Source organism: Mangrovicella endophytica, from assembly GCF_002893625.1.
Lineage (GTDB): Bacteria > Pseudomonadota > Alphaproteobacteria > Rhizobiales > Rhizobiaceae > Mangrovicella > Mangrovicella endophytica.
In genome coordinates, this window is sequence record NZ_PKMZ01000006.1 from 132,018 (window position 1) to 152,739 (window position 20,722).

Consider the following 20,722-nt stretch of genomic DNA (forward strand, 5'->3'; position numbering starts at 1 on the left):
GCCGCCGCAAAGCGCGAGCGTGTGGCGAAGGACTGAAGCTCCGATGTGAATCGCGCCTGTCACGACCGGCTGGCGTCCGGCGCTCTGTCATTCTACATGAGGGCTGGATCGTTCGATCTGACCTCGCGGAGACTCGATTTCAGCCATGCTGACGATGAAGGGCAAGTACGGCCTGAAGGCCATGCTGCATCTGGCCACCGTTGCCGAAGGCCAACGGGCCCTTTCGGAAGAGATCGCGTCGGCGCACAACATTTCCAAGAAGTTCCTCGATACGATCCTGGGCGAACTGCGCGCGGCCGGCATGGTGCAGGCCCGCAAGGGTCGCGGCGGCGGCTATGCTCTGGCCCGCAGCCCCGGCGAGATCAGAGTCGGTCACATCCTTCGCGTCCTCGACGGACCGCTGGCACCGATCCCCTGTGCCAGCCGCACGGCCTATCGGCGCTGCGACGACTGTCGGGACGAGAAGACCTGCTCCGTGCGCCGCGTGATGCTGGAGGTGCGCAACGCCATCTCGGCCGTTCTCGACGAAAAGACGCTGGCTGAGCTTGTGGTGCTCCCCTCGACCTTCGACGACGACGTCCGCGAGCTCATTTCCAACATCTGAAGCGGACGAGCGCCGCCACCAGAGGGCGCATCATCGCGGTCGACGCTCAGCGCCGCTGGCCTGGGGCCGCCTCGGCACCTGCCGAAAGGCTCGGCCATCGATGGGCCTGCAACTGCGGGCCGGCATGTGCGGCTGCATCAGCTCCGTCTGAGCTGCTATTGCGGCGGCCGCGTTCCCGCCGATTATCATGGCGCGGGCATGCTCCAGCTAGGCTGAGCATCCGGCGAGCGGTCGTCTCGATTTCGTAAAACATCGGAACATCATCTTAAGGCATCGCCCCTTAGGGTCGGGCGTGATCGGATGTTTCGGGCCAGCATGATCCTCATCAAGCGCATGGGAATAAGAGGAAGGCTGCTTCTTCTCATCGCTGCGGCCATGGCGCCGCTCATGCTGCTGATCGCCGGCGGCATTGCCTTCGACTATCAGGACGCGACGTCCCGCGCGCAAGCCGACGTCAGCAAGTCGGCCGAACTCGCCGCGATGCGCCTGTCGGAGGCGTTCGAGGATGCCCGTGCCACCCTGTCGGCGGTGCGGATGATGCCGCAGGTGGCCGCTGGCGGTGCGGCCTGTGAGGACTTCCTGGCCAAGCTGCAGGCGTCGCAGCCACAGATCCTGACAATGGGCGTCCTGTCGCCGGACGGCACCATCGTCTGCCACAACAAGCTGCGCCGCCGGCAGGCGTTCGGAGATGCCGATCTCGCCCGGCGCATCATGCTGCCGGGCCATGCCGAGTTTCTCGTCGGCACGTTCATGATCGGCAAGGTCAGCCACCAGCCGACGGTCGCCGTCGCCATGGAGCTGCCGCAGCGTGGCAGCCAGCCGGAAGGCTCGGTCTTCCTGTCGCTGAACCTCAACTGGATTTCCGATGTGGCGCGGCAGATGTCGGAGGGCGGGCGCCGCTCCGTCCTGATGGCCGACACGGCATCGGGCCGCGTCCTTGCCCGTTGGCCGGACATCGTCACCTTCGGCGCGCCCATGGAGGGCACGCCGCTGCTGAAGCGGCTCCGCCTGTTCCAGGCTGGCGGGGTGGTCGAGTCGGTTGACCTCGACGGCTCCAGTCGGCTGTTCGGCGTCTCTCCCATCGTCCTCGGCGGCGCATCGAACGTCATGGTGGCGCTCGGCGTCGCCAAAGCCGACATCACCGGCTCCGTCCAGCAGCGCGGGTTGATCGCCCTGGGCCTGACCATCGTTGCCGTCAGCATCGCCGCGATGGCAACGTGGTGGCTGGGATACTGGACGCAGTTGCGCCCGATCGGACGGCTCAAGGCGGCCGCGGACCGGCTGGGTTCGGGTGCGTTCGAAACGCAGGTCGCCATCGAGACCTGGCAGGCGCCGGAGTTCCGCACGCTCGGGGCGTCTCTGAACGCCATGGCGGAGAAGCTCGCGGCCGGCCGCGAAGCCGAGAAAGCCGTTGCTGCGAGTGAGGCGCGTTATCGGCTGCTGGCGGAGAATACCGCCGACATGATCACCGCCGTCGACGCCGCCGGGCAAAGGATCTTCGTCTCGGATGCGAGCCGCGAGCTGGTCGGTCGCGAGCCCGCCGAACTTCTCGGCAAGACGCCCGAGGCCCTCGTTCATCCGGACGACGTGCCGATCGTCAGGGCAATGCTCAGAATGCTGCGCTCCGGCAGCGAGGTCGCGCGCGCCGAGTACCGGGTCGCCCATCGCGACGGCCACTATGTCTGGGTCGACGTAATCGGTCGCCCGATCGAGGACAATGGCGGCCTCGCCTTGGCTCTGCGAGACATCACGGATCGCAAGCTGGCGGAGGAGCGACTGGCGGAGGCCAATCGCAAGCTCGCCATTCTCGCCTCGACCGACGAGTTGACCGGCCTTGCCAACCGGCGTGAGTTTGATCGGGCGCTCGATGTCGAATTCGCCCGCAGCCGTCGCGACGGCAGCGATCTCAGCCTGATCCTCATTGATGTCGACCGCTTCAAGATCTTCAACGATACCTATGGTCATCCCGCTGGTGACGCCTGCCTGAAGGCCGTAGCCGGAGCGCTCGGTGCAGCGCTGCGCCGGCATGGCGACGTGGTCGCCCGCTATGGTGGCGAGGAGCTGGTCGCGTTGCTGCCGGGGACCGACCCTGAAGGCGCGTTTGAGCGCGCCGAGGTCGTCCGTGCGGCGGCCGAGCGGCTCGCCATCACCCATGACGGCAGCGAGCATGGGATCGTCACGATCAGCGTCGGCGTCGCGACGATCGCCGGGGCAGATCGCGTCACCTCGGCTGCCGGGCTCATCAAGCTTGCCGACAAGGCGCTCTACGAGGCCAAGCATGGTGGGCGAAACCGCGTCTGCCAGGCGCCGCTGCAGGCCATCACGTCGCTGCCTGTCTGGCCGCGCCGCTCCGCCGACGGACGACGCTGATCCCGGGCCGATTTTCCAGAGCTCCGCTCGTTCGGCGCCGGCGCAGCGCTATGATGAGCGGCGATGTTCTTCACCGCCGATACCCATTTCGCCGATCCGCGCGTGCTCAGGATCGACCGCCGTCCCTTCGCCACCACGGCCGAGCATGACGAGGCGCTGATCGAGACCTGGAACCGGACGGTCGCGCCGTCCGACGAGGTCTGGCACCTCGGCGACTTCGCCCGTGGAACCGCTTCAGCGAAGGAAACGCTGCTGTCGCGGCTCAACGGCCGCAAGCATCTGATCGCCGGTAACAACGACGATGCCGTCACGCTGGCGCTGACCGGATGGGACAGCGTGCGCACCTATCATGAACTTCTCCTGGACGGGCGCCGCCTCGTCCTCTGCCACTACGCCTTCCGAACCTGGAACAGCATGGGCAAGGGCGCAATCGACCTGCATGGCCATTCGCATGGACGGCTGAAGCCGATCCCGCGCCAGTACGATGTCGGCGTCGACGCCTTCCCGTTCAGGCCCGTGACGCTGGAGGAGATCCTGGCGTCGCGGCCGCAGCGCGGCAGCCGGACCGTGCCGCCGGATGGTACCCGTCCGGGCTGATCAGGGCGCCTGCCGGAACCGGGCCGCGAGGCCCGGCTCGCTCGGCGTGCTCACGCCGCCATGGCGCGGCAGCGTTCGGCGCAGCTGCGGCAGGCGCTGACGCAGTCATCCATGTCGCCGACGGCCTCGCAGCTGGCGGCGCACGCCTCGCAGATCTCGGCGCAGGCGCGGCAGCTCTGCTTGTGTTCGGGCGTCCCGATCAGCATCAGATGCGCCGAGGTCCGGCACATCTCGGCACAGGCCATCATGAGACGGAAATGTGCCGGCTCCACATGCTTGCCGCCGGCCTCCAGGCAGTGGTTCATCGCCATGCTAAGACAGGTCTGGTAGCAGGCGAGGCAGGCATCGATGCAAGCCTGCATGTCGGGCGAGGTGTGTTTCATCTCAGAGCTCCTCATGTGGTCAGATCGGGGTCTGGCTCAGGGCGCGACCGCCTTTCTTGTTGGAATGAGCTGGGCGCGATCGGCAGCGGGATGAAGCACGTTGTCATGCTACAGAACCGCTGCAGCCGGAACGAAGCCGAGGAACGAACGATGTCCGATATCTCTGCCGCACGCCCGCGCATCGCGATCACCTACTGCACGCAATGCCAGTGGCTGCTGCGCGCCGCCTGGATGGCGCAGGAGCTGCTGTCGACCTTCAGTACGGATCTCGGCGAGGTCGCCCTGCAACCGGGAACGGGCGGCGCCTTCGAGATCACCTATGACGGCGAGACCATCTGGGAGCGCAAGGCCGATGGCGGCTTTCCCGAAGCGAAGGTGCTGAAGCAGCGGGTGCGCGACCGGCTCGATCCCGGCCGCGACCTTGGCCACAGCGACCGGCCCTGAGGCGAGCCGGCATCGCTCACGCCCCGTGCAGGCAGACTGGACGGCTCAGCCGACCTCGACGCGCAGCACCTTGGTGTCGAAGGCGAGATGGCCGGCGATCGCCTCGACGCCGGCATGCGGATTGTCATAGGCCCAGACGGAATCGGGTGCCGCCTTACCCTGCGCCGAAATCGTCCAGTAGCGCGCCTCGCCCTTGTAGGGACAGGTCGTATGGGTGTCCGAGGGCAGCATGAACTCCATCGCCGCATGATCTTTCGGGATGTAGTAGACGGGGTCGTGACCCTCCTCGCGCAGGATGAGCGCTTCCTTGGTGGAGGCGACGATGTTGTCGTTGAAGAGGACGTTGACCGGCCGCGTCTCGCGCTCGATCGTGATCCGCTGACGCGTCCTGTCGCTGGCGACGTCGCTCATGGCGATCTCCTTGTAAAACCGTGATCATTGAGAAGTGCGCACAGCCAAGGGTGGTTCCGGCACATGGCATCCTGACCGTGCCTTTTCCCGCTCGCGCCTGTCGCAGACGGACCGTTCCGCCTCTCGCCCGCATAGTTTAGAAGCGCTGCGAGCCGAACCGGAGAAGCCCATGCGCGCCCAGCCCCAAGCGTCCCACTTCATCGACGGTGCCTATGTCGAGGATGCCGCCGGCACGCCCTTCGAAAGCGTCTACCCCGCCACTGGGGAGGTGATCGCCAGGCTGCACGCCGCCACCGATGCGGTGATCGAGGCCGCCGTCGCAGCGGCAAAGCGCGGACAGGAAGAATGGGCGGCCAAGAGCGGGGCCGAGCGCGGCCGGATCCTGCGCCGGGCCGCTGCGATCATGCGCGAGCGCAATCGCGAGCTGTCGGAACTGGAGACGCTCGACACCGGCAAGCCGCTCAGCGAGACGCTCGTCGCCGATGCCGCGTCCGGCGCGGACTGCCTCGAGTATTTCGGCGCGCTCGCTGCCGACATCAAAGGCGACTACATCGATCTCGGCGGCAGCTTCGCATACACCCGGCGCGAGCCGCTCGGCATCTGTGCGGGCATCGGCGCCTGGAACTATCCGATCCAGATCGCCTCGTGGAAGGCCGCGCCGGCGCTCGCCTGCGGCAATGCGATGATCTTCAAGCCGTCCGACATCACGCCGCTGTCGGCGCTGAAGCTCGCCGAGATCCTCCTTGAGGCCGGCGTTCCCGCCGGCGTCTTCAACGTGGTGCAGGGGCTCGGCGAGGTCGGTGCGGCGCTCGCCCGTCACCCGGCGATCGCCAAAGTGTCGGTCACAGGGTCAGTCGCGACCGGCGCGCGTGTCATGGAAACGGCGGCGTCGACCACCAAGCACGTCACGCTCGAGCTTGGCGGCAAGTCGCCGATCCTCGTCTTCGCCGACGCCGACCTCGATGCGGCGGCCTCGGGCGCGCTCCTCGGCAACTTCTATTCCACCGGCCAGATCTGCTCCAACGGCACGCGCGTCTTCGTCGAGCGCAGCGTCCGCGAGGCCTTCGTCGCCAAGCTGGTGCAGCGCACGAAGGCGATCCGCCTCGGCGACCCGCTGGACGAGGCGACGCATCTGGGGCCCCTGGTCTCGCGCGCCCAATACGAGCGCGTGCTGGCCTATATGAAGATCGGCCGTGAGGAGGGCGCCACGCTGGCGGTCGGCGGCTCCGCCTGTCGGCCGCAGGGCCTTGCCGACGGGCTGTTCGTCGAGCCGACCATCTTCACGGATGTGTCCGACGATATGCGCATCGCCCGCGAAGAGATCTTCGGGCCGGTCATGTGCGTCTTCGACTTCGAGGACGAGGCGGAGGCGATCGCGCGCGCCAACGATACCGAGATGGGCCTGGCCGCCGGCGTCTACACGCGCGATATCCAGCGCGGCCATCGGGTGGTGGCGAAGCTGCAGGCCGGCACCTGCTGGATCAATGCCTACAACCTGACGCCGGTCGAAATGCCCTTCGGCGGCGTGAAGCGCTCCGGCCTCGGGCGCGAGAACGGCCGCGCCGCGCTCGAGCACTACAGCCAGTTGAAGTCCGTCTATGTCGAGATGGGCCGCAGCGAAGCGCCGTATTGAGGCGGCCGGTCGACAGCGACCGTCCTGCCCGCAATCACGCTGCGCTGCCGCCGCCCGCGTTGACTTTGCGGCTCAGTCAATGCTGGGCTGCTGCAACCCGCGCCCGGCGCTCACCTGAAGATCATGGCCGCCATGCTGAACCGGACAGATGAAGGCATTGCGGGGCGCGAGGCGCTGACGGCGAGTCTCCTCGCGGTTGCGGCCGGGGATCAGGCTGCCCTTCGCCAGGTCTATGATCGTACGGCCGCGAAACTATTCGGCATTTGCCTGCGTATCTTGGATGACCGCCAGGAGGCCGAGGACGTGCTGCAGGACGTATATCTGACCATATGGAACAAGGCCGACGGCTTTGATCCCGGTCGTGCGTCACCGATCACCTGGCTGGCCACCATCGCCCGCAACCGGGCCATCGACCGACGCAGGGCACTGGGGCCGCGCGCGTTCTCCCGGCCGTTGGAGGATGCCGAGGAGCGCGCCGACGACAGGCCCGACGCGCTGGACCTGCTGACACAGGGCGATGAGGCACAGGCGCTGAGCGACTGCCTCGGCACGCTGGACGAGCGTGCGGGCGAGGCGATCCGGGCGGCCTTCTTCGGCGGCCTGACCTATGAAGAGCTGTCCCTACGGGCCGAGATGCCGCTCGGCACGATGAAGAGCCTCATCCGGCGCGGCCTCATCCGGCTGAAGGGATGCCTGGAGGCTCGCCAGCCATGACCAACCAATCCCGCACCTCCGACGAGGAGGCCGACATCCTGGCAGCGGAACTGGCACTCGGCACGCTGGACGCCGCGGAGATCCGCGCCGCCGAGCGGCGGATGCTGCGCGATCCCGCCTTTGCGGCAAGCGTAGAGGCTTGGCGCGAGCGGCTGGCACCGTTGGGTGACGCCGTCACCCCGGCGCAGCCGCCGGCGGACACCTGGGCGGCGATCGAGCGGGATCTGGCCCGGATGACGCGCCGACCGCGCTCCGGGACTGCCGGCGACGTGGCCATCGCACAACGGCGGGCGGAGCGGCGCGACGACCGCGTTGCCTCCTTGTGGCGCTGGCTCGGTCTCGGCGGCACCGGACTTGCCGCAGCGAGTCTCGCTGCTCTGGCGCTGATCGCCGCCGGCATCTGGACGCCCGGCCCGTCGGAGCGGGACACGTTGACGGCGACGCTCGAGTCGGAGGCCGGAGTGCCGCTGCTGACCGTCGTGCTCGACCGCGCCTCCGGGACGGCGACGCTGGTGCCCATCGACATGCCGGGCAGCGACGGGCGCGTACCCGAACTCTGGCTGCTGCCCGAGACGGATGGCGGCGCACCCCGCTCACTCGGGCTCCTCGACGCCCAGCAGCCGCTGCGGCTGGTCCTGCCGCAGGAGGCGTCGCAGAGAGCCGGCGCCGCGCTCGCCGTCTCGATGGAGCCGGAAGGCGGCTCGCCGACCGGGCTCCCGACCGGGCCCGTGGTGGCCTCAGGCCATCTCGCCTCGATCTGAACCGCCGCCGATCGCATGATCCTCACCGTCATGTGATCGCGTCTTCGATGAAGAGGCGCATCTGGCGTCGGATCGTCTTCGTAGCTGCGGTCACGTTCTCAGGCAGAGAAGACCAACCGGGAGACGAACAATGATCAGGACGTCCAGCCTCGCCGCCATCATCGCGGCCGCAATGACCCTCGGTGCCGCCGGCATGGCCTCTGCGGCTCCGGTGATGGTCGGTGGCGCGCCGATGTATGCGGAGAAGACGATCGCGGAGAACGCGCCGAACGCCAAGAACCTGACGACGCTGGTCGCCGCGGTGAAGGCCGCCGGCCTCGTCGATACGCTCGCCAGCAAGGGTCCCTTCACCGTCTTCGCGCCGACCAACAAGGCCTTCGACAAGCTGCCGAAGGGCACCGTCGACACGCTGCTGAAGCCGGAGAACAAGGACAAGCTGACCGGCGTCCTCACCTATCATGTGGTTCCCGGCACCTACACCTCGGCGACGATCATGAAGGACATCAAGAAGATGGGCGGCGAGCTGACGCTCAAGACCGTCGAGGGCGCCCCGCTGACCTTCAAGATGGACGGCAAGAAGCTCGTCGTGATCGACGAGACCGGCAAAGGCGCCGTGATCCAGAAGGCCGACGTCATGCAGAAGAACGGCGTCGTCCATGTGGTCGGCAACGTCCTGATGCCGAAGGGCTGATCGCGTTCGATCAGAGGGCCCGGTAAGCCCCCTTCCGGGCCAGCTGGTCAAACGGCGCGGGCGTCGGAGCATCCTCCGGCGCCCGCACTTGCTTCACGCTGGGCCTGAGGCCATCCATCGAGGCATCGCGCGCTTCCTGCGGAGAGCCAGCGCTTCGCGCCGGCCGGGAAAGCCTCTACAAGCAGCGCGATGACGAAGCTCTTCTCCGCGCTGCTCTTCCTCTTGATGCTGTTCCATCTCGTCCGGCCGCTCGGCCTGCCGGGCCTGCGCAAGCGCGGCGACTTCTGGAAGATCGCGCTCTTCGCCCTCTTCGTCTTCGGCGTCACAGCGCTGATCCGGCCGGAATAGCCGGCGGGATCAAGGCTGTCCCTGATCAGCCGAGCAGCGGCGCGGTGCGGCGGGCCCAGCTCAGCCGCCCTGCGGCAAGGACCGCCAGTGCCAGAACGGTGAAGGCGATCGCGACGAGCGGAAGCTGCGTCGCCGAACCGTGATCGAGGACGAGGCCCCCGGCGAGCGAGCCGGTGGCAATGCCGAGGTAGAGCGCCGAGCTGTTCAGCGACAGCACCAGGGGCGCGCTCGCCGGCGCCAGACGGGCGAGGCGGCTCGCCTGCGGCGGCGCAAAGGCCCAGCCGGTCGCGCCCCACAACACCATCAAGGTGAAGAAGAGCGGCATCCTGGTGCTCTCCGGCAGCGAGGGCGCGAGGGCAAGAATCGCCTGCAGCAGGCTGCTGAGGAGCGTCGCGCCGATCAGCGTCGGAATCGTACCGAAGCGGTCCGAGCATTGGCCGCCGACAATGTTGCCGACCGCAGCGCCAATTCCGAAGGCCAAGAGTACGGCGGGGATGAGACCGCCCGGCAGTTGCATCGCATCGACCGTCACCACGGAGAGATAGACGATCACGGTGAAGGCGCCGCTCATGTAGAGCCACATCGTCAGCAAGGCGACGGGAACGCCGGGAACGGTGATCGCGCCCAGACGCTGGCTGAGCGGGATCGGCGCGCTCTTCAGCCCCGCCGGGATCAGCCGCCAGATCGCGGCCGCCGCAACCAGGCCGAAGATGGCCACGAAGACATAGGTGCCACGCCAGCCGGCGAGTGTGCCGACAAGCGAGCCGAGCGGGGCGCCGAAGGCGACGGCGAGCGTGGTCCCGCCGACGATGATCGAGATCGCGCGCGCCCTATGATCAGCCGAGGCGATGGCGACACCGGTCGCCTGCGCTGTCGCCGTATAGAGGCCGGCGCAGATCGCCATGGCGGCGCGAGCCGCCATCAGGCCGCCATAGCCGCTGGAAAGCGCTGCCCAGAGGCCGGCCGCAGCGAAGGCGAGGGCAGCCGAGACCAGCACCGTCCGCCGGTCGATGCCGCCGGTCACGGCCGCGAGAACGGGCGTCCCGAAGGCATTGGCTAGCGAATAGATGATGATGAGATAGCCGGCTTCGGCAAGAGAGACCGAAACGGAGCTGGCGATCTGCGGCAAGAGGCTGGTGATCGCAAAGCTCTCGACGCCGATGGCGAAGGTGCCGAGCGCGAGCCAGTAGAGACGCTTGTCCATGACGGACCTCATTGTCCAAAATTTTTTGAACTAATGAGCCTGTCGTCAGCCAGCTGTCAAGCCTCGTCCAACAATCGTTGAACTACGCTGGCAATACGCGATATAGGATGCTCATGAAAGAGGATACCTACCTGCCTTACCCGCAGACGGCCGAGATCAGCCTGTGCGACGTCCTGGCGGCTTTGGGGGACGAGCTCCGTCTCGCCATCGTTGGGCAGCTTGCCGTGGAGCCGCTCGGGCTCGTCTGCGGCGAGTTCAACTGCCTGACCTCGAAGACGAACCTGACCTACCACGTCGCCAAGCTGCGCGAGGCGGGCGTCGTCCACGTCCAGCCGGAGGGCACGCGACGCAGGCTGTTCCTGCGCGTCGACGATCTCCAGAGCCGCTTTCCGGGGCTTCTGGACAGCATCGTCAAGGAGGCGGCCGCTGCACGCCAAGCCGCCGTTGAGGCCGGCGGGTAATCACCGCATGCCGCTCTAAGGCCTCAGCGGCTCGATGCGGAGGCGCCCTGAGGCGCCCCCTCGGTTTCGGGTCTGAAGCGGTTCAGGCGCCGGTCGCCGCCCTGATCTTGTCGCGGCTGAGCGGCAGATCGTAGATGCGCCGGCCGATCGCCTGCGTGATCGCATTGGCGAGCGCGGCACCGCCGGGGCCCTGGCTGCATTCGCCGGCCCCGAGGAACGGCTGATCCGGCCGCGGGATGATGTCGACATCCACCCTGTCCGGCAGCGTATCGAACCGCAGGATCGGATAGGTCGACCAGTCGACGCTGGTGACGCGCGTGTCGTCGAAGCTCACGCCCTCGTACAGCGTCCAGCTTGCCGCCTGGATGATGCCGCCCTGCACCTGGTTGGCGATGCCGTTCGGGTTGACGATCTCGCCGGCATCGACGGCGGCGTTGGCGCGCAGCATCCGCACCCGCCCGGTTTCCGGCTCCACCATCACCTCCATGGCGACGGCACAATAGGCAGCAAGGTTCTTGTAGCGCGCGAAGGCAAAGCCGTAGCCGTGGTTCTCCGGCGCCGCCTGGCCCGCTTTCCAGCCGAAGCGCTCGGCCGCCTTGGTGACGACGTCGCGGGCGCGCGGATCCTGCAGATGCCGCAGCCGGTACTCCACCGGGTCCGCCTTCGCCGCGACGGCGAGATCGTCCATGAAATTCTCGATGGAGAAGACGTTCATATAGGCGCCGAGGCCGCGCAGTGCCGAAACGCGCAACGGCATCTCGGGCAGGAAGTGCCAGACGACGTGGCGGCTGGGGAAGGCATAGAGCGGGTTGGAGTTGCGGTCGCCGTTGCCTTCCTTGGTGATCTGCAGCTTCGGCGCATCCGGCTGGAAGGCGTTCTCGAGCCACTGCGCGGGCAGGAGATTGCCGGCCGAGCCGGGCCGCGAATTATGGCTGTTGCTCCAGAGCTCGTAGTTCCAGTCGACGACCGTTCCTTTATCGTCGACGGTGGCGCGCGCCTTCGTCACCATACCCGGCGAGAAGGGTTCCCAGGCATGCTCCTGCTCGCGCATCCATTGCAGCCGTACCGGCCGCCCCGGTGCCGCCTGCGCCAGCAGCGCGGCGTCGGCCGCCGCATCGTCGGCGCCGTTGTGGCCGTAGCAGCCCGAGCCCTCCGCGTGGATGCAGCGGACCTGCGTCACCGGCACGCCGAGCATCTCGGCGATCGCCTTCTGGTCGGGATACACGCCCTGCGTATGCGTCCAGACCGTGGTGGTGCCGTTGTCGAGATGGGCGAGCGCGCAGGACGGACCGATCGAGCCGTGGATCTGATAGGGCCGCGTGAACGTCGCCTCGTGGGTCTTTCCGCCGGCGACCGGCTTGCGATCGTCGGCGACGATGCCGTCCTCATGCGGCATCGCCATCAGCACCGCCGGCAGCTCGGCCGCCTTCGGCAGGGTGGGGCGCTCCTCCCACTCAGCGCCCGCGGCGAGCAGGCGCATCGCCTTGATCGCCTGCCATTCCTTTTCGGCGAGAACGCCGACGAAGGAGCCGTTGCGCACCACCTTCACGACGCCGGGGAGCGCCTCGGCCGGTGCGGTGTCGAGTTTGCGCAGCCGGGCGCCCGGGCTCGGCGGGCGCACCACGCGGCCGTGCAGCATGCCGTCGGGCCGCATGTCCTGGACATAGGCTGCGCCGCCGGTGACCTTGCCGGGGATGTCGATGCGCTGGCGCGGCTTGCCCATCTCGCGGAACGCGGCCGAGGGCTTCAGCCGCGATGTCGGCTGTGCCTCGACATGGAGGAGGTCGGCGGCGACGAGCTCGCCATAGCCGAGCCGCCGCCCGTCCGGCGCGACCACCGCGCCGGCTTCGGCCTTCAGCTGCTCGGCTGGCAGGGAGAGGCGCTGCGCCGCCTGGGCGATCAGGATATCGCGCACCTGCGCAGCGGCGTTGCGGATCGCCGTGCCGCTGTCCTGCACGGAGTGGCTGCCGGCGGTATAGCCTTCGTTCGGGCTTTCGCTGGTGTCTGGGCCGACGAGCGAAAGCTGCTCGAAGGGCATCTCCAGCTCTTCCGCCGCAACCTGCAGCACCGCCGTCTTGATGCCCTGGCCAAGCTCGGCCTTGCCGGTGAAGATCGTCCCCTTGCCGGTCGCGTCGATGCGGATCCAGGAATCAAGGTTCGGATTGGTCTTCAGGCTGCCGGGCAGCTCCGGCGCCGGCTCGGCGATGGCCTGGAAGTTCTGCGTCTCGTCGCCGGGGCTGGTGATCGTCTGCGCGCCCGCCGGGCGCAGCGAGAAGGACAGCACCAGCGCGCCGCTGCCGAGCAGCACCGAGCGGCGCGAGATATCGGGGAGCGCACCCATCAGCCTGCCCTTTCCGTGCTGGTGGAGGCCGTCTGCATCAGTGCGCCCGCACGCTTGATCGCGGCCATGATCCGCATATGGGTGCCGCAGCGGCAGAGGTTCGGCTCCATGTGAGCCCGGATCGCATCGTCGGATGCGGACGGATCCTTCTGCAGCAGCGCCTGCGCCCGCATCATCATGCCGGGGATGCAGTAGCCGCATTGCGCTGCCTGCTCCTCGATGAAGGCCTGCTGCATCGGTCCAGGCGCCTCGATCGTGCCGAGACCCTCCACCGTGGTTATCTGCCGCCCCTCGAGGAGAAGAATCGGCGTGACGCATGAGAGCACGGCTTCGCCATCGACGAGGACGGTGCAGGAGCCGCACTGGCCGAGGCCGCAGCCATATTTGGCGCCGTGCAGCTTCAGGTCGTCACGCAGCACGTAGAGCAGCGGTGTGTCGGGCTCGGCGTCGATCGCATGCGACTGGCCGTTGACGCTCAGGGTTACCATGCGGTCTCTCGCTTGGAAGGGTTGGCCGGTGCGTTGCTGCCCGTGGGCAGAGAGCGGATATCCGTAGCCTCGTGGCCGGCCCGGATATCGGCGGTGAGCTTCCTCGGGTCGGGCCAGGCCGGGCGATCGCTGAAGGTCGAGCGCATGTAAGCGAGGAGCGCGGCCATCTTGTCGTCGTCGAGCACGCCGGCGAAGCCCGGCATGATCGGGCCCTTCTCGCCCTCGGGCGCCGGCAGGCCGTAGAGGATGACGTTGATCGGGTTCGCCGGCGTGTCGCCGTACATGGCAGTCGAGAGCCGGAGCGGCAGCCCGCCATACGGGACCGGGCGTCCCGCATCGTGGCAGGTCGAGCAGGCCGCGGCGTAGATCGCCGCGCCGGCGTTCTCCGGCGTGGCGCTGACCGGAACGGTCTGGCTTCCAGCGGTCTGCACCACGGCGCCCGGCCTATGCGTCGCGGGCTCCGCCATGAGGCGCTCGGCGCGCGCCTTGCGCTCCGGCGACGGCTCGCCCATCACCGAGGCGACATAGGTGGCAATGGCACGGGCATCCTCTTGCGGAACCGCGCCGAGATTGGCGGTGACCGGCGCCATCGGGCCGCGGGCGACGCCATGGACGTCCTCCCAGCCATCGCGCAGGTAATGCGTCAGGCTGTCGACCGTCCAGGGGATCGGCGCCAGCGATGCGGCGTTGATCGGATAGGCTGACCAGCCTTCCGCCTCGCCGCCGGCAAAGTGCTCGCCCCGCTTCTCGGCGCCCAGCGAGTTGCGCGGGGTATGGCAGGCGCCGCAATGGCCGAGCCCTTCGGCCAGGTAGGCGCCGCGGTTCCAGATCTCGTCCTTTGAGGTGTCCGGCTGATAGACGCCCTCGCGGAAGAACAGGAGCTTCCAGCCGGCGACCGCCATGCGGATGTTGAGCGGGAAGGGCAGATCGTTGGCAGGCGCCTCGGCTGCGATTGGCTTGCGCGTCATGAGAAAGGCATAGAGCGCCTTGTTGTCGGTGTCGGTGACATGCGTGAAGTGATCGAAGGGAAAGGCCGGGTAGAGGTGGTTCCCCTCACGATCGACACCCTTGCGCATGGCACGCGTAAAGGCCGCCTCGGACCAGCGCCCGATGCCGGTGTCCGGATCCGGGGTGATGTTGGTGGCGTAGATGGTGCCGAACGGCGTCGGCAGGGCCAGGCCGCCGGCGAGGATCGCCCCGCCCGGTGCCGTATGGCAGACGGCGCAGTTGCCGATGGCGGCGAGTTCCGCCCCGCGCTTGACCAGCGCCGGATCGAAGCTGGCCGCCTGCGACGGTTCGATGGGGTCGATGGTCGGCTGCCAGGCGTAGGCGACGAAGCCGCCGAGCCCGATCAGCAGGACGGCGACGAGCGCCAGGAGGACTCGGACGAGCTTCATTCACATTCCGCGAGACGACGAGGACTCCGGTGCCTGGAATCCTTCTAGACTGGCGGAAATAGACAGGCTGCACGTTGTGGAAAGTGGTCAGGCAACCGAATTATATTGCCGTCGCAACGTGTTGAGGGGCGGCTTTGAGCTTGATGCGGCCGCATGGTCGCGCTCCGCGCCTCGAAAAGGGCATGCTCTGAAGGCCGCGGGGCCGGAGAATTGACGCTAAATGCAGGGCTCGTTTGTCACTGCACCGCCGCTGGTGTAGAGAGCCCGCTTTCAGGACACGTCTGGGCTGGATCGGCTTCATGGATCGCATTCGCATTCGCGGCGGCAATACGCTTAACGGGACGATCCCGATCTCGGGCGCGAAGAATGCCACGCTGCCGCTGATGATCGCCTCGCTCCTGACGGACGACACGCTGACGCTGGAGAACGTGCCGCATCTCGCCGATGTCGAGCAGCTGATCCGCATTCTCGGCAACCACGGCGTCGACTACGCTGTCAGCGGCAAGCGTCTGCGGCACGATCCCGGCAGCGGCCGCACCATCCACTTCACCGCCCGCACCATCGTCGACACGACCGCTCCTTACGAGCTCGTGTCGAAGATGCGCGCGAGCTTCTGGGTCATCGGCCCGCTGCTCGCCCGCATGCACAAGGCGCGGGTCTCGCTGCCGGGGGGCTGCGCCATCGGCACGCGTCCGGTCGACCTCTTCATCGATGGGCTGCGGGCGCTTGGCGCCACGATCGACATCGACAATGGCTATGTCGTCGCCGAGGCCAAAGGGGGCCTCGTCGGCAACCGCTACGTCTTCCCCAAGGTGTCGGTGGGCGCCACCCACGTCATGATGATGGCCGCCTCGCTCGCCAAGGGCGAGACGGTGATCGAGAACGCCGCGCGCGAGCCTGAGATCGTCGATCTCGCTCGCTGCCTCAACGCGATGGGCGCCAGGATCAGCGGCGCCGGTACGCCGACCCTGACGATCGAAGGCGTCGAGGCGCTGTCCGGTGCCCGTCACCGTGTGCTGCCTGACCGTATCGAGACCGGCACCTATGCCATGGCAGTGGCGATGACCGGCGGCGACGTGACGCTGGAAGGCACCAGCGTCGATCTTCTGCAGTCGGCGCTGTCCGCGCTGACCACTGCAGGTGCCGCGATCGAGGCGACGCCGACCGGCGTGCGAGTGATGCGCAACGGTGGCGGTATCCATCCGGTCGACGTCATCACCGATCCGTATCCGGGCTTCCCGACCGACCTGCAGGCGCAGTTCATGGCGTTGATGACGCGCTCGGATGGCGTCGCACACATCACCGAGACCATCTTCGAGAACCGCTTCATGCATGTTCAGGAGCTGGCGCGCCTCGGTGCCAAGATCTCGCTGTCCGGCCAGGTCGCGACCATTGAGGGCGTGACGCGGCTGACTGGCGCCCCGGTGATGGCGACGGACCTGCGCGCCTCCGTCTCGCTCGTCATCGCCGGGCTGGTGGCCGAGGGCGATACGATGGTCAGCCGCGTCTACCATCTCGATCGCGGCTTCGAGCGCCTGGAGGAGAAGCTTGGCGCCTGCGGCGCGGAGATCGAACGCATCTCGTCCTGACGCGGCGGCTGCAACGCCGAGTGCTTCATCGCTGAACTTGAACGCCGCGATATTGCTTTTCGCGGCGTTCGACATGATCTAGAGCACATCCAGCAAATTCGTCCCCGCTGTTTCCGCAGCGATACTTGATCCCAGACGGTGGCGCGCCTTCGCTCCTCCGCTCATGCAAGGTTTCGATCCGAATGGCAAAAGAAGAAGTTCTCGAGTTCCCGGGCGTGGTGACCGAGCTGCTCCCCAATGCGACCTTCCGCATCAAGCTCGAGAACAACCACGAGATCATCGCTCACACGGCAGGCCGCATGCGCAAGAACCGCATCCGCGTTCTCACGGGTGATAAGGTCCTCGTCGAGATGACGCCCTACGACCTGACCAAGGGTCGCATCACCTATCGCTTCAAGTAATCCGTATCGTAGGCCGTCCCATGGCTGAGCCGCGTCGACTGGTTCTTGCCTCCGCCTCGCCGCGACGGCTCGAACTGCTGCAGCAGGCCGGAATCGAGCCGGAGCGCCTGCTGCCCGCCGATCTCGACGAGACGCCGGAGCGCAACGAGCATCCGCGCTCGCTCGCCAAGCGCCTGTCCAAGGCGAAGGCGGAAGCCGCGATGGTGGTGCTGAAGGAGCGCGGCGAGGCCGAAGGGCGCCTCGTGCTCGCGGCCGACACGGTCGTCTCCGTCGGCCGGCAGATCATGCCGAAGGCCGAATTGATCGAGGATGCCGTCGCCAATCTGCGCACGCTCTCCGGGCGCACGCATCGCGTCTATACCGGTGTCTGCCTGCTGACGCCGAACGGGCGGCTGCGCCAGCGTCTCGTGGAGACGCGCGTCCGCTTCAAGCGCTTGTCGCGACAGGATATCGAGAGCTATACGGCCTCCGGGGAGTGGCGCGGCAAGGCAGGTGGCTATGCCATCCAGGGGCTGGCCGGCAGTTTCGTCGTCCGCCTCGTCGGCTCCTACACCAACGTCGTCGGCCTGCCGCTCTATGAGGCGATCGCGCTTCTCGGCGGCGAGGGCTTCGACATCCATGCCCGCTGGCGCGCCGGCGGCGCGGGTGAGCCCGGCGAAGGCTGAAGCCAGGTCATGGCTGCGACGATCACTGCCCTGCGCCCCAAGCGCAAATGTCCCGAATGCGGGCGGGCGTCCGACCGGGCGAGCTTTCCCTTTTGCTCGCCGCGCTGCAAGGATGTCGATCTCAATCGCTGGCTGAGCGGCTCCTACGTCATCGCCGCCTCCGAAGAGGAGCCGTCCGAGCCGGAAGGCGAGGGCGGCGAAACGCGCTGACCGTCTCAATCCCGCATTCAAGCGCGGCAGCCTGACCGTCGCGTCGATCCGGAAGCGGCCGCGCGCGGCTGGCGGATTGTCTGTTGCGTGGCTCGGATGCGGAAAGAAAAAGGGGCGCGACCAGTTTGAGGGGTGTGCGATCGCGCCCCGTTGAGCATGAGATCAGCCTCGGGCTGCTTCTCTATAGAACATCGTATGGTTGCCTGCTTGTCCGAAGCTTGGATCGTGTCTCGATCGGCGCGATGGATGCGGCGAGTCCCACCCGAGGCTCTCGTGACGGACCCGTCTGTGGATGATCGCGAGCCCGCCGCGAGGCGAGCGTACGCCTACTTCTTCAGCGCGCCGACCAGCACGTCCTCGCCCGTATCCTCGATGCTGATCCAGAGGCCGGGATTCCGCACGCTCTGGCGCTTGAGGTAGGTGTAGGACGTCTCCTTCCACAGCCGGATGCGCCAATCGAGATTGTCCAGTTCGAAGTCGCCATGGGTGGTGCGCAGGGTCAGGATCGCGTGGCCCGTACCATCCCGCTTCTTCACCACCGTCATCAGCAGATTGGAGAGGGCGACGCCCATCTTGTTGAGGCGGCGGCGCTTCTCCAGCGCGTAGTCCTCGCAGTCGCCAGCACCCGTCGTGGGATAGTCCCAATGCTCCTCGACGCCGAAGGCTTCGCGGTCCGAGCGCGGCTTGATTTCGGCATTGGTGGCAATGTTGACGGCCGAAATGGCGGCGATGAGCGTCGGTGTCAGTTCCAGGGGATCGTCGAGGCCGGGGCTGGTGACGGCCTGGCATTCGGATGGATTAGCCAGGCAGAAGCGGTAGTGGCCGATCGGCTGCGTGGTGGCCTTGCCTACGGTCATGAAAGCATCGCGGGCTTCAGCGAGCGTGTTGCTCGAGAAGAAGCTCAAGACGAGCAAAGCCGTGGCGCCAAATGCGCGAACTGCACCCATTCCAGACCCCCGCCATGACCGGCTTATTCTTGTTTGTTGGGAGGATGGTGAGTGCAATGCGGGAGGGTGTCAACGCACCGGCAGGCGGCTGAATCGGGTTGCGAGAGCTTGACGTAAGTTAGACACGCCCTAATCCGGCGCGGCGATGGCCTCGGGCGCTGTGTAACAGTTGGTTAACGGCCATAAAGCATTGAACGTGCTAGATAAAATTGTTAACGGATGCTTATGTGACCACGCTGCAACAATGCTCGCATTTCAAGCAGAATCATGGTGTGAGGATGGAACCAACTGCCGTTTGGCTCAGCCGGCACCTTCCATCAGATCGATGATCGCTCTTTTCATCCGGTCCAGATCCTGCGGGCGAGACAGGCGATGATCGCCATCGCGAATAAGCGTCAGAATGACACCGTCGGCCGGCAGATGGCTGACTAGGTCCAGCGCGTGACTATAGGGCACATCGGCATCCATCATCCCCTGGATGATGTGGATGGAGCAGCCCGTCTCGATGACCCCCTCCATCACCCTGTTGCGGCGCCCGTCCTCGATCAGTTCACGCGTAAAGATGTCCGTGCCGCCGTAATCCGACGGCTGGCTCACCAAGCCGTCGCGCTCGAGCGCGGCGCGATGTTCGTCGGTCAGCCGGGGCTCGATGAGCCGCTCGGTGAAATCGGGCGCGGGCGCGAGCAGCAGGAGACCGCGCACCCTGGCGCCGGAACCAGCTGCGCGCAAATCGGCGATCAGGCGGAGCGCAATCCAGGCGCCCATCGACGAGCCTGCGATGACGAGCGGCCCGTTCGTCACCGTCCGCGCGACGGCCATTGCTTCCTCGGTCCAGCGACTGATCGTGCCATCCTCGAAGCGGCCCCCCGATTCGCCATGGCCGGAATAATCGAAGCGGCAGAAGCCTAAGCCTCTCTGTGCGCATAGCTCGGCCAGCGCTTCGGCCTTGCTGCCACGCATGTCGGATCGGTAGCCCCCGAGCCACAGGACGCTCGGAGTGTGGCCGTCGAGGCGACGGTAAGCGATGCGTCGCAAGGCTTCGCCGGTGCCGACATCGAGGAAGCGCGGCGCCTCAGTGGTCGTGTCCGTCGTCATCGGAAAAGTCTCCGCCGCCAGTTTTCTTGTCGTCGCGGCGTGAAAGCTGCGCATGGACGTGTTATATGGTGTGCGAACCGGAGCATGCCGGAACGACAGCTCGACCTCCGCGCTCGCGCGGAACGGGGCCGCCTCCCGACTGTTCTGCTATATCGGCATCTGCGCTGGCCGGGCAAACGCTGCTTGAAGGAAGTGGCGATCTTGTGCTGCAGCAGCTGAGATTGCCGGCAGCGGACCCCGATTCGACGCAAGTCGTGAACAACAGGAGAGAACGACCATTCGCAGGCCATTTCGTGCGCAGACGGTCCAGAAGGAAGGGCCGCGTTCCAATCGGGACATCCGGGTTCCGATGGTACAGCTCATCGATGCCGAGGGACAGAATCTTGGCCAGACGCCGACGCAGGACGCGTTGGCCATGGCGGAGGAGGCCGGCCTTGATCTCGTCGAGATCGTGCCGACCGCAAACCCGCCGGTCTGCAAGATCCTCGACCTCGGCAAGCTGAAATACGAAGGTCAGAAGAAGGCGGCCGAACAGCGCCGTCGTCAGAAGATCGTCGAGGTGAAGGAAATCAAGATGCGTCCGAATATCGACGATCATGATTACGACACCAAGATGAAGGCGGTGCGGCGCTTCTTCGACGAAGGCGACAAGGTCAAGGTGACCCTGCGCTTCCGCGGTCGCGAGATGGCGCACCAGGAGCTCGGCATGCAGCTTCTGAACCGCGTCCGTGAGGAGACCGCCGACATCTCCAAGGTGGAAGCCGAGCCGAAGCTCGAAGGCCGCCAGATGATGATGGTGCTGGCGCCCCGCGCCTGATCATGACCATTCCGCCGCGCCAGCGGCGGTACTCACGCTGATGCAGCTCTGCGCCGCGGCTTGTTTTCGCGGCGCTCCGCCGCTATAAGCGCGCCGTTCAAGCGGACCGACCGGCAGGGCATGCCGTGGCGGTCCGGAATGCTGTCGCGAC

Annotated in this window: 23 protein-coding genes; 15 read left to right on the forward strand and 8 right to left on the reverse strand. The window is 66.9% G+C overall.

Annotation, left to right across the window (positions count from 1 at the left end; translation table 11 throughout):
• Positions 1 to 145: 145 nt before the first annotated feature.
• The 3 genes from C0R46_RS14565 (at position 146) to C0R46_RS14575 (ending at position 3,571) form a co-directional block, all read left to right on the forward strand.
• The gene (locus tag C0R46_RS14565) at positions 146 to 604 is read left to right on the forward strand and encodes an RrF2 family transcriptional regulator (protein WP_102960373.1); all 459 of its coding nucleotides are present in this window, start codon (positions 146 to 148) and stop codon (positions 602 to 604) included.
• Between the two features lie 315 nt (positions 605 to 919).
• Positions 920 to 2,974 (forward strand): sensor domain-containing diguanylate cyclase, encoded by a 2,055-nt coding sequence (locus C0R46_RS14570; protein ID WP_198598343.1) that lies wholly within the window; start codon positions 920 to 922, stop codon positions 2,972 to 2,974.
• A 63-nt stretch (positions 2,975 to 3,037) separates the two neighbouring features.
• The gene (locus tag C0R46_RS14575; protein WP_102960375.1) at positions 3,038 to 3,571 is read left to right on the forward strand and encodes a metallophosphoesterase family protein; all 534 of its coding nucleotides are present in this window, start codon (positions 3,038 to 3,040) and stop codon (positions 3,569 to 3,571) included.
• Positions 3,572 to 3,621: 50 nt separating this feature from the next.
• Here the strand turns inward: C0R46_RS14575 and C0R46_RS14580 are convergent, their stop codons facing one another.
• Complete coding sequence (locus C0R46_RS14580) at positions 3,622 to 3,954, reverse strand: four-helix bundle copper-binding protein (protein WP_102960376.1); 333 nt, start codon at positions 3,952 to 3,954, stop codon at positions 3,622 to 3,624.
• 150 nt (positions 3,955 to 4,104) lie between these two features.
• Between C0R46_RS14580 and C0R46_RS14585 the strand changes: the two genes are divergently transcribed.
• Complete coding sequence (locus C0R46_RS14585; protein ID WP_102960439.1) at positions 4,105 to 4,398, forward strand: Rdx family protein; 294 nt, start codon at positions 4,105 to 4,107, stop codon at positions 4,396 to 4,398.
• 45 nt (positions 4,399 to 4,443) lie between these two features.
• Here the strand turns inward: C0R46_RS14585 and C0R46_RS14590 are convergent, their stop codons facing one another.
• Positions 4,444 to 4,809, reverse strand: coding sequence for a DUF427 domain-containing protein (locus C0R46_RS14590; protein WP_102960377.1), 366 nt, complete (start codon positions 4,807 to 4,809; stop codon positions 4,444 to 4,446).
• Positions 4,810 to 4,978: 169 nt separating this feature from the next.
• Between C0R46_RS14590 and betB the strand changes: the two genes are divergently transcribed.
• From betB to C0R46_RS20970, 5 genes are all read left to right on the forward strand, one after another.
• Entirely contained in the window at positions 4,979 to 6,442 is a 1,464-nt protein-coding gene (betB, locus tag C0R46_RS14595; protein WP_102960378.1) for a betaine-aldehyde dehydrogenase, read from the forward strand.
• A gap of 132 nt (positions 6,443 to 6,574) precedes the next feature.
• Positions 6,575 to 7,156 (forward strand): sigma-70 family RNA polymerase sigma factor, encoded by a 582-nt coding sequence (locus tag C0R46_RS14600; RefSeq protein ID WP_198598344.1) that lies wholly within the window; start codon positions 6,575 to 6,577, stop codon positions 7,154 to 7,156.
• Positions 7,153 to 7,917, forward strand: a complete 765-nt coding sequence (locus C0R46_RS14605) for an anti-sigma factor (RefSeq protein ID WP_157944652.1) — start codon at positions 7,153 to 7,155, stop codon at positions 7,915 to 7,917. Before C0R46_RS14600 ends, C0R46_RS14605 begins: the two co-directional genes overlap by 4 nt.
• A 130-nt stretch (positions 7,918 to 8,047) precedes the next feature.
• The gene (locus tag C0R46_RS14610; protein ID WP_102960381.1) at positions 8,048 to 8,608 is read left to right on the forward strand and encodes a fasciclin domain-containing protein; all 561 of its coding nucleotides are present in this window, start codon (positions 8,048 to 8,050) and stop codon (positions 8,606 to 8,608) included.
• Between the two features lie 189 nt (positions 8,609 to 8,797).
• The gene (locus tag C0R46_RS20970; RefSeq protein ID WP_198598345.1) at positions 8,798 to 8,956 is read left to right on the forward strand and encodes a hypothetical protein; all 159 of its coding nucleotides are present in this window, start codon (positions 8,798 to 8,800) and stop codon (positions 8,954 to 8,956) included.
• A 25-nt stretch (positions 8,957 to 8,981) separates the two neighbouring features.
• Here C0R46_RS20970 and C0R46_RS14615 read toward each other — a convergent pair whose 3' ends face one another.
• Positions 8,982 to 10,160: an MFS transporter gene (locus tag C0R46_RS14615; RefSeq protein ID WP_157944653.1), complete on the reverse strand. Its 1,179-nt coding sequence runs from the start codon at positions 10,158 to 10,160 to the stop codon at positions 8,982 to 8,984.
• A gap of 113 nt (positions 10,161 to 10,273) precedes the next feature.
• On the opposite strand from C0R46_RS14615, the gene C0R46_RS14620 reads away from it, so the two are divergent.
• Positions 10,274 to 10,621: an ArsR/SmtB family transcription factor gene (locus C0R46_RS14620; protein WP_102960383.1), complete on the forward strand. Its 348-nt coding sequence runs from the start codon at positions 10,274 to 10,276 to the stop codon at positions 10,619 to 10,621.
• A gap of 82 nt (positions 10,622 to 10,703) precedes the next feature.
• Here the strand turns inward: C0R46_RS14620 and C0R46_RS14625 are convergent, their stop codons facing one another.
• From C0R46_RS14625 to C0R46_RS14635, 3 genes are read right to left on the reverse strand one after another with little or no spacing between them, the layout of a single operon-like run.
• Positions 10,704 to 12,962: a xanthine dehydrogenase family protein molybdopterin-binding subunit gene (locus tag C0R46_RS14625; protein ID WP_102960384.1), complete on the reverse strand. Its 2,259-nt coding sequence runs from the start codon at positions 12,960 to 12,962 to the stop codon at positions 10,704 to 10,706.
• Positions 12,962 to 13,450: a (2Fe-2S)-binding protein gene (locus C0R46_RS14630; protein WP_102960385.1), complete on the reverse strand. Its 489-nt coding sequence runs from the start codon at positions 13,448 to 13,450 to the stop codon at positions 12,962 to 12,964. The genes C0R46_RS14625 and C0R46_RS14630 overlap by 1 nt, the downstream gene beginning before the upstream one ends.
• Positions 13,444 to 14,847, reverse strand: coding sequence for a c-type cytochrome (locus C0R46_RS14635; RefSeq protein ID WP_102960386.1), 1,404 nt, complete (start codon positions 14,845 to 14,847; stop codon positions 13,444 to 13,446). Before C0R46_RS14635 ends, C0R46_RS14630 begins: the two co-directional genes overlap by 7 nt.
• A 299-nt stretch (positions 14,848 to 15,146) precedes the next feature.
• Here C0R46_RS14635 and murA point away from each other — a divergent pair, with 299 nt between their 5' ends.
• The 4 genes from murA to yacG all read left to right on the forward strand — a co-directional run bounded on the left by murA (position 15,147) and on the right by yacG (position 17,712).
• Positions 15,147 to 16,436: a UDP-N-acetylglucosamine 1-carboxyvinyltransferase gene (murA, locus tag C0R46_RS14640; protein WP_102960387.1), complete on the forward strand. Its 1,290-nt coding sequence runs from the start codon at positions 15,147 to 15,149 to the stop codon at positions 16,434 to 16,436.
• Between the two features lie 182 nt (positions 16,437 to 16,618).
• Positions 16,619 to 16,837 (forward strand): translation initiation factor IF-1, encoded by a 219-nt coding sequence (gene infA, locus C0R46_RS14645; protein ID WP_102960388.1) that lies wholly within the window; start codon positions 16,619 to 16,621, stop codon positions 16,835 to 16,837.
• A 20-nt stretch (positions 16,838 to 16,857) separates the two neighbouring features.
• Positions 16,858 to 17,502 carry a Maf-like protein gene (locus tag C0R46_RS14650; protein ID WP_102960389.1) on the forward strand — a complete coding sequence of 215 codons (645 nt, stop codon included), beginning with the start codon at positions 16,858 to 16,860 and terminating at the stop codon, positions 17,500 to 17,502.
• 9 nt (positions 17,503 to 17,511) lie between these two features.
• Positions 17,512 to 17,712: a DNA gyrase inhibitor YacG gene (gene yacG, locus C0R46_RS14655; RefSeq protein WP_102960390.1), complete on the forward strand. Its 201-nt coding sequence runs from the start codon at positions 17,512 to 17,514 to the stop codon at positions 17,710 to 17,712.
• A gap of 326 nt (positions 17,713 to 18,038) precedes the next feature.
• Here the strand turns inward: yacG and C0R46_RS14660 are convergent, their stop codons facing one another.
• On the reverse strand, positions 18,039 to 18,569 hold the full coding sequence (locus C0R46_RS14660; RefSeq protein ID WP_245413595.1) for a transglutaminase-like cysteine peptidase: 531 nt from the start codon (positions 18,567 to 18,569) through the stop codon (positions 18,039 to 18,041).
• A 390-nt stretch (positions 18,570 to 18,959) separates the two neighbouring features.
• Positions 18,960 to 19,754: an alpha/beta hydrolase gene (locus C0R46_RS14665; RefSeq protein WP_102960392.1), complete on the reverse strand. Its 795-nt coding sequence runs from the start codon at positions 19,752 to 19,754 to the stop codon at positions 18,960 to 18,962.
• Positions 19,755 to 20,031: 277 nt separating this feature from the next.
• Between C0R46_RS14665 and infC the strand changes: the two genes are divergently transcribed.
• Positions 20,032 to 20,571: a translation initiation factor IF-3 gene (infC, locus tag C0R46_RS14670; RefSeq protein ID WP_102960393.1), complete on the forward strand. Its 540-nt coding sequence runs from the start codon at positions 20,032 to 20,034 to the stop codon at positions 20,569 to 20,571.
• Positions 20,572 to 20,722 lie beyond the last annotated feature (151 nt).

Bases quoted from the DNA above. Each gene is read 5' to 3' on its own strand.
- C0R46_RS14565 (WP_102960373.1), top strand. From the start codon at position 146: ATGCTGACGATGAAGGGCAAGTACGGCCTGAAGGCCATGCTGCATCTG.
- C0R46_RS14570 (WP_198598343.1), top strand. From the start codon at position 920: ATGATCCTCATCAAGCGCATGGGAATAAGAGGAAGGCTGCTTCTTCTC.
- C0R46_RS14575 (WP_102960375.1), top strand. From the start codon at position 3,038: ATGTTCTTCACCGCCGATACCCATTTCGCCGATCCGCGCGTGCTCAGG.
- C0R46_RS14580 (WP_102960376.1), bottom strand. From the start codon at position 3,954: ATGAAACACACCTCGCCCGACATGCAGGCTTGCATCGATGCCTGCCTC.
- C0R46_RS14585 (WP_102960439.1), top strand. From the start codon at position 4,105: ATGTCCGATATCTCTGCCGCACGCCCGCGCATCGCGATCACCTACTGC.
- C0R46_RS14590 (WP_102960377.1), bottom strand. From the start codon at position 4,809: ATGAGCGACGTCGCCAGCGACAGGACGCGTCAGCGGATCACGATCGAG.
- betB (WP_102960378.1), top strand. From the start codon at position 4,979: ATGCGCGCCCAGCCCCAAGCGTCCCACTTCATCGACGGTGCCTATGTC.
- C0R46_RS14600 (WP_198598344.1), top strand. From the start codon at position 6,575: ATGCTGAACCGGACAGATGAAGGCATTGCGGGGCGCGAGGCGCTGACG.
- C0R46_RS14605 (WP_157944652.1), top strand. From the start codon at position 7,153: ATGACCAACCAATCCCGCACCTCCGACGAGGAGGCCGACATCCTGGCA.
- C0R46_RS14610 (WP_102960381.1), top strand. From the start codon at position 8,048: ATGATCAGGACGTCCAGCCTCGCCGCCATCATCGCGGCCGCAATGACC.
- C0R46_RS20970 (WP_198598345.1), top strand. From the start codon at position 8,798: ATGACGAAGCTCTTCTCCGCGCTGCTCTTCCTCTTGATGCTGTTCCAT.
- C0R46_RS14615 (WP_157944653.1), bottom strand. From the start codon at position 10,160: ATGGACAAGCGTCTCTACTGGCTCGCGCTCGGCACCTTCGCCATCGGC.
- C0R46_RS14620 (WP_102960383.1), top strand. From the start codon at position 10,274: ATGAAAGAGGATACCTACCTGCCTTACCCGCAGACGGCCGAGATCAGC.
- C0R46_RS14625 (WP_102960384.1), bottom strand. From the start codon at position 12,962: ATGGGTGCGCTCCCCGATATCTCGCGCCGCTCGGTGCTGCTCGGCAGC.
- C0R46_RS14630 (WP_102960385.1), bottom strand. From the start codon at position 13,450: ATGGTAACCCTGAGCGTCAACGGCCAGTCGCATGCGATCGACGCCGAG.
- C0R46_RS14635 (WP_102960386.1), bottom strand. From the start codon at position 14,847: ATGAAGCTCGTCCGAGTCCTCCTGGCGCTCGTCGCCGTCCTGCTGATC.
- murA (WP_102960387.1), top strand. From the start codon at position 15,147: ATGGATCGCATTCGCATTCGCGGCGGCAATACGCTTAACGGGACGATC.
- infA (WP_102960388.1), top strand. From the start codon at position 16,619: ATGGCAAAAGAAGAAGTTCTCGAGTTCCCGGGCGTGGTGACCGAGCTG.
- C0R46_RS14650 (WP_102960389.1), top strand. From the start codon at position 16,858: ATGGCTGAGCCGCGTCGACTGGTTCTTGCCTCCGCCTCGCCGCGACGG.
- yacG (WP_102960390.1), top strand. From the start codon at position 17,512: ATGGCTGCGACGATCACTGCCCTGCGCCCCAAGCGCAAATGTCCCGAA.
- C0R46_RS14660 (WP_245413595.1), bottom strand. From the start codon at position 18,569: ATGACCGTAGGCAAGGCCACCACGCAGCCGATCGGCCACTACCGCTTC.
- C0R46_RS14665 (WP_102960392.1), bottom strand. From the start codon at position 19,754: ATGACGACGGACACGACCACTGAGGCGCCGCGCTTCCTCGATGTCGGC.